At 71.4% G+C, this 11,476-nt stretch carries 10 protein-coding genes; 6 read left to right on the forward strand and 4 right to left on the reverse strand.

Annotated elements, in window-relative coordinates; genetic code table 11:
• Positions 1-16: 16 nt before the first annotated feature.
• The 3 genes from AB0M59_RS12405 to AB0M59_RS12415 are packed head-to-tail and all read right to left on the reverse strand — an operon-like array spanning position 17 to position 2,912.
• Positions 17-907: a VOC family protein gene (locus AB0M59_RS12405; protein WP_364612977.1), complete on the reverse strand. Its 891-nt coding sequence runs from the start codon at positions 905-907 to the stop codon at positions 17-19.
• Positions 900-1,433 (reverse strand): sigma-70 family RNA polymerase sigma factor, encoded by a 534-nt coding sequence (locus AB0M59_RS12410; RefSeq protein WP_364612980.1) that lies wholly within the window; start codon positions 1,431-1,433, stop codon positions 900-902. The genes AB0M59_RS12405 and AB0M59_RS12410 overlap by 8 nt, the downstream gene beginning before the upstream one ends.
• 54 nt (positions 1,434-1,487) lie before the next feature.
• On the reverse strand, positions 1,488-2,912 hold the full coding sequence (locus AB0M59_RS12415; protein ID WP_364612983.1) for an MFS transporter: 1,425 nt from the start codon (positions 2,910-2,912) through the stop codon (positions 1,488-1,490).
• A gap of 101 nt (positions 2,913-3,013) precedes the next feature.
• Here AB0M59_RS12415 and AB0M59_RS12420 point away from each other — a divergent pair, with 101 nt between their 5' ends.
• From AB0M59_RS12420 to AB0M59_RS12445, 6 genes are all read left to right on the forward strand, one after another.
• The gene (locus AB0M59_RS12420) at positions 3,014-3,847 is read left to right on the forward strand and encodes a helix-turn-helix transcriptional regulator (RefSeq protein ID WP_364612986.1); all 834 of its coding nucleotides are present in this window, start codon (positions 3,014-3,016) and stop codon (positions 3,845-3,847) included.
• Between the two features lie 76 nt (positions 3,848-3,923).
• Positions 3,924-5,039, forward strand: a complete 1,116-nt coding sequence (locus AB0M59_RS12425) for a sensor histidine kinase (protein WP_364612989.1) — start codon at positions 3,924-3,926, stop codon at positions 5,037-5,039.
• Positions 5,036-5,704, forward strand: a complete 669-nt coding sequence (locus tag AB0M59_RS12430; protein ID WP_364612992.1) for a response regulator transcription factor — start codon at positions 5,036-5,038, stop codon at positions 5,702-5,704. Before AB0M59_RS12425 ends, AB0M59_RS12430 begins: the two co-directional genes overlap by 4 nt.
• Positions 5,705-6,003: 299 nt before the next feature.
• Positions 6,004-7,173, forward strand: a complete 1,170-nt coding sequence (locus tag AB0M59_RS12435) for a hypothetical protein (RefSeq protein ID WP_364612995.1) — start codon at positions 6,004-6,006, stop codon at positions 7,171-7,173.
• A gap of 144 nt (positions 7,174-7,317) precedes the next feature.
• Complete coding sequence (locus AB0M59_RS12440; protein ID WP_364612998.1) at positions 7,318-8,550, forward strand: hypothetical protein; 1,233 nt, start codon at positions 7,318-7,320, stop codon at positions 8,548-8,550.
• A gap of 11 nt (positions 8,551-8,561) precedes the next feature.
• On the forward strand, positions 8,562-10,166 hold the full coding sequence (locus AB0M59_RS12445; protein WP_364613001.1) for a methyltransferase: 1,605 nt from the start codon (positions 8,562-8,564) through the stop codon (positions 10,164-10,166).
• 4 nt (positions 10,167-10,170) lie between these two features.
• Here AB0M59_RS12445 and AB0M59_RS12450 read toward each other — a convergent pair whose 3' ends face one another.
• A complete protein-coding gene (locus AB0M59_RS12450; protein ID WP_364613004.1) occupies positions 10,171-11,475 on the reverse strand; it encodes an acyltransferase in 1,305 nt (434 codons plus the stop codon).
• Position 11,476: the final 1 nt, after the last annotated feature.

An 11,476-nucleotide genomic window follows, 5' to 3' on the forward strand; every position in this document is an offset into this window, starting at 1 on the left:
GTTCTAACACTGTTTCTCACTCACGACCCGCCGGCTGCTGCCAGAGCCAGAACTCGATGCCCTGGTTGTCCGTGCAGTCGGCGGTCAGCCCGTACGGGTGGTTCTCGACTTCGCCCGCCTGGCCGCCTTGTTCGCCGACCCGGGTCAGGGCCGCGTCGAGGTCGTCCACCGCGAACATCAGCTTCCAGCCGACCTGGCGGCCCGGCCCGCCCCAGAGGCCGCCCGGACGGCCGTGGCCCTCGATGCCCCAGGCGCCTTCGGTCGAGCCGGGGGAGAACTGCCAGCCGAGCACCGCGCCGTAGAACGTCTTCGCGGGCTCGGCGTCCGGGACCTGGAACGTGAAGTACATCGACTCGCCCTGCTTCGGCTGCGGCTCGGGCTTCGGCGACGCCTGCGAGACGAGCCACCGCTGGCCGAACGGATCGCGGAACGAGCCGCCCCGCCCGTACGACGAGTCGCTCACCGCGCGGATGAGCGTCGCGCCCAGCTCCAGCGCCCGGGCCACGCTGACGTCCGCGTCCGGCACCTCCACCCGCACCGACGCGCCCCCCGCCTGCGGCGCGACGTGCCCGATCTCCGGGTATTCCTCGGCGAGCATCAGCACCGCGTCGCCGATGGCCAGCTCGGCGTGCCCGATGCGGCCGTCGTCCATGAGGATCGGCTCGCCGCGCCGCACGGCGCCGAAGACCTCGACGTAGAAGTCGAGCGCGGCGCGCGCGTCGGACACCGCGAGGTAGGGCGTCAACGAGCGCAGTTCGGCGGTGCTCGCCGGCGCCTCTGAAGTGGTGGTCATATCGGCTCCGTTCAAGATGACGCGACGCAGGTTGTCGCGCAGTTCGGCGGCGAAGTCCGGGTCGGGACCGACCCGCTCGGAGGGCCGGCGAAGCGCGTCGAAAGGCTCAGGCATCGCGACCCTCCTTCTCCTCGTAAGCGCGCCGGAACGCGGCACGGGCCCGCACGAGCAACGCCTCGGTGGCGTGCACGCTGCGCCCCAGGTGGCCGGCGACCTCGGGCACGCCCAAGCCGTCGACGTACCGCAGGGTCAGGGCCGCGCGGTGGTGCGACCCGAGGGATTCGAGCACCTGTCTCGCGCGCAGGGCGTCGAGCCGCTCGTCCCACGGGTCCACGACGTCCTGATCACTGACGGTGCTGTCGGCCACCAGCCGCAGCCCGCGTTCCTCACGTTCTTTGCGCCGCCAGTGGTCGGCGAGCTTGTGCCGGGCGACGCCGATCAGCCACCCGGTGCTCACTGGAGGTGCGTACTCCTTGCGACAGGCGGCGACCGCCCCGAGGAACGTCTCGGAAGTGAGCTCCTCGGCGAGCGTCCGATCACCGCACCGGGACAGCAGGTACCCGTAGACCTCCGGCAGCGCGGTCTCGTAGAGCCCGAGCAGCGCGAAGGCCGGGTCCGGTCGCACCCGTGGTTCCGTCACACCCTCATAGTCGTCCGGCGCGCGACTTTTCCGACGGGTGAACGCCGGACTTTTTCAGCCCCGCGGATCCGGCAGCCGCCGCGCGGTGATCGCCACGATCGTCGCCAGTACCGCCACCACCCCGATCACCAGCGCGAACGCGTCCCGGCTTCCCAGCGAGCCCGAAAGCGCCGCGTACAGACTCCCCAAAGTCGCCACTCCCAAAGCCAGCGACGTCTGCTGGTTCGTCGTCATCACACCCGACCCGACCCCGGCCAGATCCGTCGGGACGTGCGACAGCACGATCCGGAACAGCGTCGTCATCGCCAAGGCGTTCCCGGCACCGATCGCCACCATCGCCGGCGCGAGATCCAAGATCGTCACGTTCGGCCAAGTCGCCAGCGTCGTGCACAGCAGCGCCACCATGCCCAGCGCCGTGATCGCGCCGCCCACCGGGACGACCTTCTGCCCGTAGCGCGCCACCAGGCGGCTGCTCAGCATCGACACCGTGAAGTACGCGACCGCCAACGGCGTCAGCGCGCCGCCCGCGCCGAGCGGCCCGAAGTGCAGACCTTCCTGCAGCGTCATCGCGAACACGAACATGAACGAGCCGAACGCGCCGAAGAACGGCACCGCCACCATCAAGCCACGCCGGACGCTCGGCAGCCGCATCACCGACGGCGGCAGCAGCGGGGTTCCGCCCAGCCGCTCCAGGCGCCGTTCGACGTGCACCAGAGCCGCGGCCGAGAACGGCGACAGCGCCAGCAGCACGATCGACCACACCGGCCAGCCCAGGGCGCGGCCCTCCATCAGCGGGACCAGCAACGACAGCAGGGTCGTCGCCAGCAACAACGTCCCGAGGCGGTCGACGCCCAGCGGGTTGTGCGCGCGGCTCTCCGGCAGTCGGCGCGCCATCACCAGCACCACCAGGCCGATCGGCACGTTCACCAGGAAAATGGGGCGCCAGCCGGTGCCGAACAGGTCCGCCGCCACCAGACCGCCGCCCAGCAATTGCCCGACGACCGTCGACAGGCCGCCCGTCGCTCCGAAAAGCCCCAGCGCGCGCGAACGCTCTTCGCCGGACGTCGTCGCCTGGATGATCGAGAGGACCTGCGGCAGCAGCATCGCCGACGCCGCCCCCTGCGCGGCGCGGGCGATCACCAGCGTGGTCGCCGTCGGGGCGATTCCGCAGGCCAGGGACGTCAACGTGAAGAGCCACAGCCCCGCGAAGAACAGCCGCCGCCTGCCGAACGAGTCGCCGAGGCGGCCGCCGACCACCAGCAGCACCGCGTACGCGATGCCGTAGGCGGCCACCACCAGTTCGAGGGTCGCCGTGGACGCGTGGAGGTCGGCATCGATCGTCGGCAGCGCGACGTTGACGATGAAGAAGTCGATGATCGGCAGTGCCGCCCCCAGCAGCACCGTGACCAGGCCGGCGGGGGTCAGTCCCGGCCGGGCAGGGGCGCCGAGGGTGCTCGGCGCGAGTTCAGTCGTGGTCATGAGTACTACGATCACCCCGAAGTTAAACTGGTACCAGTTGCTGTTTATCCAGGTACCACCACTACCTGGTACCAGTTTCGAGCGCGTGCGATCCTGGCACCATGACCACCGCCGTCGAATCCGAGCTCCGCCGCCAAGAGCTGGCGAGGTTCCTGCGCAGCCGGCGTGAGCGGATCACGCCCGAGCAGGTCGGCCTCCCGTTGCTGGGCCGCCGCCGGACGCCGGGGCTGCGCCGCGAAGAGGTCGCGCAGCTCGCCGGCGTCGGGGTCACCTGGTACACGTGGCTCGAGCAGGGCCGCGACATCAACGCGTCCGAGCAGGTGCTGCAGGCGATCGCGCGCACGCTGCGCCTCGACCCGCACGAGCACACGCACCTCTTCCGCCTGGCCGGCGCGCCCGAGCCGGAGAGCGAGAAGGACTGCCAGGTCATCTCTCCGCAGCTGGACATGATGCTGAAGAAGCTGGAGCCGTACCCGGTCGCGGTGCGCAACGCCCGCTGCGACCTGCTCGGCTACAACCGCGGCTACACCTGGTTGATGGGCGACGTCGACGGGATCCCGTTCGAGGATCGCAACACCCTGGTCCAGTGCCTGCTCAACCCGCAGTGGCGCGAGCGGATGCTCGACTGGGACACGAACATCCCGCGCGTCATCGCGTCCTTCCGCGCGGCGATGGCCGAGCACGTCGCGGAGCCGGCGTGGAAGAACCTGGTCAAGCGCCTCAAGGCGGAGTCGCCGCTGTTCGCCGAGCTCTGGCCGCACCACGACGTCAACTCCGAGCCGATCCGCACCAAGCGATACATGCACCCTGACGTCGGGCTGCTGCGGTTCAACTTCACCTACCTCTACTCGGGCCGCCGCTCGGAGATCACGGTGTCGACCTACACCCCGGCCGACGAGGAGACGGCGGCGAAGCTGCCGCTCATGTTCGAGTGACTACGACGCCGGACGTACGCCGGGAGTCGCTTCAGGACGGACGCGCCGCGGCCCGGTGACCGGTAGCTTTCGCAGCATGAGATGGCCGAGCACGTCCCCGTGGGTGGGGCGCGTCGTGCGCACGGTCATCGTCCTGGGGTTCGTGCTCGGGGCGACCAGCGCGTCTTCGCGGTGGCAGCCCGGGGCGACGCCGCTGACCCCGCCCGGCGTCGCTTGGCTGGCCGCGACCGTCCTGACCCTGCTGCTGGTCCACCGCTTCCCGCTGACGCTCTTCCTGGTCACGGCCGCCTCGGCGTTCGGCTACTACGCCTCCGGCCTGCCCGGCGGGCCGGTCATCCTCGTGCCGACCATCGCGTTGTTCGTGCTGACCCGCCAGCGTGGGCCGCTCACCGCGGGCAGCACCGGCTCGGCGGCGCTGGCCGCGGCCTACCTCGCGCACGTCGTCACGACCAGGTCGTTCACGCTGGAGGCCGGCGCCGGGTTCGTCGTCGTGTGGCTGATCGCCGTCATCGGGGTCGGGACGGCCGTCCGCTACCAGCTCGACGCGCTCGCCGCGCGCCGCGAGCAGGCCGACGAGCACCGCCACCGGCTCGCCGAGCAGGAACGGCTCCGGATCGCCCGCGAGGTGCACGACGTCGTCGCGCACAGCCTCGCCATGATCAACGTCCAGGCGGGCGTCGCCGCGCACGTCGCCGACCGGCGGCCCGAGCAGGCGAAGGAGGCGCTGCTCAACATCAAGGCGGCCAGCGCGTCCGCGCTCAAGGACCTGCGCGCGACCCTGGCCGTGCTGCGCTCGGGCGAGGACAAGGCGCCCGCGCCGAGCCTCGCCCAGGCCGCCGAGCTGCTGGAACACGCGCGCGACGCCGGGCTCACGGTCGACGTCCACGGCGAGGCCGGCGACCTCCCGGCGCCCGTGGACGCGGCCGCGTACCGGATCCTGCAGGAGTCGCTGACGAACGTCGTCCGGCACGCCGACCAGCCGAACCACGTCGAGGTCCGGTTCGAACGGCAGCCGGGGACCTTCACGATGAGGGTGTGCGACGACGGCCGCGGCACCGCCCAGCCGACGCCGGGCCACGGCCTGCGGGGCATGTGCGAACGCGCCGCCGCGCTCGGCGGCCGGTGCACCGCCGGGCCGGTCGACGGCGGTTTCGAAGTGTGCGTCGAGCTACCGATCGAGGGGGAAGCATGATCCGCGTCCTGCTGGCCGACGACCAGGTCCTGGTCCGCGCCGGGTTCCGCGTGCTGCTGGAGACCGAGGACGGCTTCGAGGTCGTCGGCGAGGCCGGCGACGGCGAGCAGGCGGTCGCCGGAGCGATCGAACACCGGCCGGACATCGTGGTGATGGACGTCCGGATGCCGGGCGTCGACGGCCTCGAAGCCACCCGCCGGATCACCGCGAACCCCGACCTCGCCGGGACGAAGGTACTGGTCTTGACCACTTTCGACGTCGACGAGTACGTCTACGAAGCCCTGCGCTCGGGCGCCAGCGGGTTCCTGCTGAAGGACACCGAGCCGGTCGAGCTGCTGCGCGCGCTGCGGGTGGTGGCGAGCGGTGAAGCGCTGCTGGCGCCGACGGTGACGCGGCGGCTGATCCAGGAGTTCGTCGGCCGCCCGGAGAACCGGCGCATCGACACGAGCGCCGTCCGCGAGATCACCGACCGCGAGCGCGAAGTGCTGGGACTGGTGGCGGGCGGCATGTCGAACGACGAGATCGCGGCCCAGCTCGTGATCTCCACGGCGACGGCGCGCACCCACGTCAGCCGCATCATGACGAAGATCGGCGCCCGCGACCGGGCGCAGCTGGTGGTGCTCGCCTACGAGTCGGGTCTGGTCACCCCGCGCCACTCCGCCTGACCCGGCGCACCACGCGGAACGCGCGGACCAGGAACACGACAGCGAGGACAGAGACCAGGCAGATCCAGATCACGGCGCCTCCTCTCCCGGCCGATGCTCTGCTCAGTGGGCGTCCGGGAGTGGGACGGCGTTCATCGACACGGCGGAAGTCACACCTTCGGGTCAAGCTGCCGGCCGCCCGGGGAAGGCTCCACAAACCCCACTTCTTCCGCTACGTTGCGGATCAACCGCAAACCGCAACCTCGCAGGTCGGCCCTTCGTGCCAGACTGATGCCCCGAACGGTGGATGGGGGTCGAGCATGACCTGGCAGGATGATCTGCGCCGACTCGACGCGGACCTGGCAGCCGGGCGGATCGAGCCTGCGACGCACCGCAAGCAACGGGACGAGCTCCTCGCCGCCGCGTCCGGTTCTACAGTGCCCTCGCCGGTGCCTTCGCCGTTGCGCCGGCCGGGTGGGCCACGCTCCTGGCAGAGCACCAACCCCGCGTCCGTCCCGCCGGCCGAGCCGGCTCTCACGCCGCGGCCCGTGCCGCGGCCGGTGACTCCGCAGGAACGGCCCTGGATGCGGTCGCCGCAGGCCGCGAAAACGCCGTCACCGAGCGGGATTCCCGTCCTGCCGGACCACATGACCACCGCGCCGAGCCCGGCCGACATCGTCCCGACCAGGTACCTGCGCGTCGACGGCCAGGTGCCGCAGCCGCCGCCGCTGAGCCGGTTCCCGCCGGTCGCGACGGACGCCGGCGCGCCACCGGACCCGGAGGCCGAGCCCGGCCGGCACCGGCACCGGTTCGCCGGAGTCGGCGGCGAAGACCGGCAGGGCCGGCCGGTCTGGCTGTTCCTCACCCTCGGGGTGGTGCTGGTCCTCGTCCTCGTCGTCGCGGGCACCTACTGGCTCGGCACCCGGACCGACGACCCGTCGGACGCCGCGCTGCCGCCGATGCCGACGACCGCCGCGCCGCCGACGAACAGCGCCCTCGACCCGTCGATCCCGCTCGCCGAGCGGCTGCCGGCGCTGCCGGGCAAGCCGAACGACGCCAATTCGACGATGTCGGTCGACAAGGCGCTCGAGGCCAAGGTCATCACCCAAGCCGACGCGAAGCAGCTTCAAGCCCACAACGCCCGGGAGATCATCTTCCGCGCGTCGTCCGACCAAGCGAAGGCGCGGAACGGGAACCTGCTGATGGCGATCCCGACGCTGTCCGTCTTCGACGCGAAGCACCTCGCGGCGGCGCTGCGGAACAACCTCTCCGGGGCGCACCTGGCCGCCACCCGGATCGGCCCCACCGACGACGACCTGATGTACACGCAGCGGGGGAGCGACGGCTGGGTCGCCATCCTCTGGTACTCCTCGGGAGCTGTCGTGGTGGGTGTCGGCGTGTCCCAGCGGGAAACCGGGGATTCGGCCGAGCTGCGGGTCCGGCTCGAGGCGATCCGCGACAGCGTCACGGCCGTCCTGCCGCCCGGCTGAACGGCCGGCCGCGGGCGCCCGGGTGACAAGGGGACCCGCAGGTCGGCCGGGGTGGCTTGAAGTGCACAATGTGCATGGCATTCGGACAGGCGAAGTCGGATCGGCCGGTGGCCGGCCGATCGGACCGGAATAAGGGGGCTCCTGGTGTCCTGGCAGGAGGAGCTGCGTCGGCTCGACGAGGAGCTCGCGGCGGGAAAACTGTCCGCGGACGACTACCGGCTCCGGCGCGACCAGGTGCTTTCGTCGGCCGTCGGCGTGGAGAACCAGCAGCTGCCGCAGCAGCCGTCGACGTCCAGTGCGGACGAGACCCAGGTGATCACTCCGATCAGCCCGCCCGGCGGGATCCCGCAGCCGAACCAGGCGGGCGGTGACGCCGAGCGCACCCAGGCGGTGGCCTGGCACGCGCAGCAGCAGGCCCAGCCCGGTGGTGCCGGAGCGACCGCCTTCGTGCCGCCGGTGCAGTCGCAGCCGTTCTCGCCGCCCGGCGGGTTCGCGCCGCCGCCGAACACCGACGACAGCCCCGAGCGCACCCAGGTGGTCCGCAACACCGGCGAGTACCAGCCGAACTACGGCGAATACACGCAGCAGCCGCCCGCGCAGCCGGGCTGGAACCAGGTGCCGCCGGGGTCCGCCGCGCCGCCGTGGGGCGGCGGCGATGCCGGAGCGCAGCACGGTGCGAACGACCTGAGCTGGATGCGCCAGGGCCCCGAGTCCTACTTCGAGACGAAGAGCAAGTCCGGCAAGAAGAAGGGCATCAGCATCGTTGCGGCCGTGCTGGTCGTCCTGCTCGCCGGCTTCGCCATCTGGTGGTTCGGCCTGCGCGGCGACTCGAACTCCGTCGCGAACCCGTCCACGTCGAACAGCCCGACGTCGGCGCCGTCGACCACCGCACCGCCGCCGAGCGTCGCGCCGACCCGGGTGCCGCCGATGCCGGGCAAGGCCAGTGAGAAGAACGGCACGATGGGCGTCGACGACGCCGTCGACAAGGAGTTCCTGACCGCGGCCGAGGCGGACTCGATCAAGTCCACCGGCTCCGCGTACGTCACCTGCCAGGCGTCGACCAACACGCCGTTCGACTATTCGGTCCTGCTGGTGAACACCAAGAGTGTCGAGGACGCGAACCGCCTCGCGAAGGCCATGCAGAAGCCGGCGGCGAGCACGAACCTCCAGCCGGTCGGCGACCACGCCGGGCTCCCGCAGTCCGTCGCGGTCTTCAAGGCGGTCCTGTCTGACCACACCGCCTACCGCGCGGTGTACGTCTCCGGCGCCGCCGTGCTGCGCATCGACGTCAACCAGGCGCCCGCCACGGACACGGCCGTGACCAAGGAGTTCCAGGGCGTCATGAAGGCGATGCTGGAGAACGTTCCGAACTCGTGACCGGTGCCCGGGTGACCACGCCGCTCCGGTCCCTCGTCGACCACGACGAGCACGGCTGCACGGTGCTGTCGACCGGCGTCTCGGACTACGCCGACGGCGCCGAGGACTTCGTCACGGCGTTGCTGGAGAACGCGCAGGACCGCGGGTCCCTCAGCGACGAGCTGACCCTTGCCGCGCGCACCTGGCCCGAGCGCTACCACCTCGATCACGGCCGGGCGAACGTCTTGCGCGGCTTGCGGTTGCCGGAGGGCGCCGCGGTGCTGGAGATCGGCTGCGGCACCGGCGCGGTGACCCGTTACCTCGCCGAGTGTTGCGGGTCCGTGGACGCCGTCGAGCCGGTGCCGAGCCGCGCGCGGGGCGCCCGGGCCCGGACTCGCGACTTCGGTGACGTCGAGGTCTTCATCGGTGGTATCGAAGACGTTCCCGCGACCGAGGCGTACGACGTCGTGGTCGTCGTCGGCGTGCTCGAGTACGTGGGTGCGGGCGGCAACGACGACGACAGTTACGTCGGCTTCCTGCGCGCGGCGCACGCGCGGCTGCGCCCGGGCGGGACGCTGGTGCTCGCGATCGAGAACCAGCTGGGCGTCAAATACCTTTGCGGGGCCGCCGAAGACCACACCGGCATCCCGTGGGACGGCGTCGCCGGGTACCCGGCGGGCGGTGTCGCGCGGACGTTCTCCCGCAACCGGCTCCTGGACCTGGTGGCCCGCGCCGGGTTCGCCGGCACGACCGTGCTCGGCGCGTTCCCGGACTACAAGCTGACGCGAGCCGTGCTGTCCGACGAGCTGCTCGCCACCCGGCCCCGGCTGGCCACGCAGCTGCCGGGGTTCCCCAGCCCGGACTGGACGGGCAGCGGGGACCGCGTCGTGGACGAGCAGCGCGTGTGGAGTGAGCTCGTGGACGCCGGATTGGCGCCGCACCACAGCAATTCGTTCCTGGTGCTGGCCGCGAAGGACGGCGAGGAGCGGCTCTGGCAGGACGGCGCGCTGGCCGTCTTCTTCAGCACGGACCGGGCCGCCGACTTCTGCACCCGGTCGGTCGTGGAACGAGACGGCGACGTCCTGCGCGTGCGCCGGACGCCGCTGGCCGCGCACCCCGCCGCCGCCCACGGTGTCCGCATCGTGTCCACAGTGGACGAAGTCTTGGACGCGCCGACCGTGCTCGAGCTCGCGATGGCGCACCCCGGGCGGCGGACCGAACTGTTCACCCGCTGGCGCGATCTCGTCGTCGCCCGGGCCGGGGAGCTCGGCCCGCGGTTGTGGGACTTGACGCCGCAGAACCTGCTCGTGACTCCGTCCGAGCTCGTCCCGATCGACCTCGAGTGGTCGGTCGACGGGTGCACGGCGGCCGACGTCCTCGCCCGCGGCGTCCTGATCACCGCCGACGAACTGGCCCGCGGCGGCCACGCGCCGGGGCCGACCGTCGGAGACGTCGTGCGCGACCTGTGCCACCGGCTCGAGCTCGACGAAGCCGCCGTGCTGCGGGCCACCGCGGTCGAGGCGCGCTTCCAGGTCGTCCGCCAGGCGGGCCGCTGCGACGCCGGCTACCTGGCCGAGCGGACCGCCGAGCTGCGCCAGGCCTGGACCGACCGGCTCGCCGAGCCGGTCGGTCGCTGAACCCTCAGGCGCGCATGGACTCCGGCAGCATGCGGCGCATCGCGCGGCGGGTCGGTTCCTCGAAGTAGCGGTGCAGGACGTGCGCGATCAGGACGGTCAGCGCGAGGAAGCCGAGCACGATCAGCCGGTACTCCCAGCTGGTCGGCATGTCCGTCAGCTTCAGCTTGGTCTGGATGACGTGCCGCATCACGTCGATGACCAGCCAGTGGACCAGGTACAACGCGAACGAGATCTTGCCGCCCCAGATCAGGACCTTCGTGCGCAGCAGCCACGACAACGGTTCCCGGCTGCTGACCGCGAGGGTGCCGATGAGCAGCAGGAACAGGGGCACCACGACCACCGTCTCGGCCGAGCCCCACATCAGGTGGCCGTTGATCCGCCAGTCCAGGCCCATGTTGTAGCGGCGGAACGGGTCGAAGTGCTGCACCAGGAAGATGACCGCGACGATGACCGCGAACACCAGCGTCGGGCGCAGGAACCACGGCAGCCGCGCGGAACGGCCGCAACGCATCACGATCAACGCGGTGAACGCCCCGCCGAAGAACTCCGTCAGGACGCGCAGCGGGATCATCCCCGGCACCAGCGCGTTGTTGAACAGCAGCAGGTCGCTGCCGTCCTCCATGGTCACCCCGATCGCGACGATCGGGAACACCGAAACCAGCGCGCACAGCACCAGCGAGCGCAGGCGAACCGTCTGCAGCATCTTGGCCAGCACCGCGACCGCGACGCTGAACACCAGGTACGCCAGCCATTCCGCGCTCAGCGACCAGTCCACCGGGTTCCACTGGTCCGGTTCGATGAACCACCCCTGGATCAGCAGGACGTGCTCGAGGAACCGGGCCGGGCTGGCCGCCGCCTGGATGCTCGCGTCGGCGTTGGCCTGCAGCGAGTACGCGCGGTAGAGCGCCCAGCCGAGCAGCACCAGGAACATCACCGGCCAGATCCGGCTCAGGCGCAGCCAGAGGAACCCGAGCGCCTTGCGCGGTGTCCACGGCTCGGTCATCCGGTCGAGGTGGGTGTAGGTCATGATGAAGCCGCTGAGCACGAAGAACAGGTCGACGCCGAGGTGCCCGGCGTCGAACAGCGGCGCCAGCCGGCCGAGGAACGGGAACGACGAGACCAGCTCCGGGCGGAAGTGGAACGTCAGCACCCAGAGCGCCGCCAGCGCACGGACCCCGGTCAGCTGCGGGATGAACGACGGCAGCGACCCGGAGTCGGCCGGCTTCGCCGGTTCCGGGCGTGCCTCCGGCGGAGCGGGGCGCTCGGCCGTGATCGCCGGGAGCACGTCCGTCGTCTCGGTTCTGTCCATG

The sequence above is a fragment of the Amycolatopsis sp. NPDC051371 genome, from assembly GCF_040682155.1.
Taxonomy (GTDB): Bacteria; Actinomycetota; Actinomycetes; order Mycobacteriales; family Pseudonocardiaceae; genus Amycolatopsis.

What these genes read in the sequence shown, in the direction of transcription:
- AB0M59_RS12405 (WP_364612977.1), bottom strand. Translation starts at nt 907, where the DNA reads ATGCCTGAGCCTTTCGACGCGCTTCGCCGGCCCTCCGAGCGGGTCGGT.
- AB0M59_RS12415 (WP_364612983.1), bottom strand. Translation starts at nt 2,912, where the DNA reads ATGACCACGACTGAACTCGCGCCGAGCACCCTCGGCGCCCCTGCCCGG.
- AB0M59_RS12420 (WP_364612986.1), top strand. Translation starts at nt 3,014, where the DNA reads ATGACCACCGCCGTCGAATCCGAGCTCCGCCGCCAAGAGCTGGCGAGG.
- AB0M59_RS12425 (WP_364612989.1), top strand. Translation starts at nt 3,924, where the DNA reads ATGAGATGGCCGAGCACGTCCCCGTGGGTGGGGCGCGTCGTGCGCACG.
- AB0M59_RS12430 (WP_364612992.1), top strand. Translation starts at nt 5,036, where the DNA reads ATGATCCGCGTCCTGCTGGCCGACGACCAGGTCCTGGTCCGCGCCGGG.
- AB0M59_RS12435 (WP_364612995.1), top strand. Translation starts at nt 6,004, where the DNA reads ATGACCTGGCAGGATGATCTGCGCCGACTCGACGCGGACCTGGCAGCC.
- AB0M59_RS12450 (WP_364613004.1), bottom strand. Translation starts at nt 11,475, where the DNA reads ATGGACAGAACCGAGACGACGGACGTGCTCCCGGCGATCACGGCCGAG.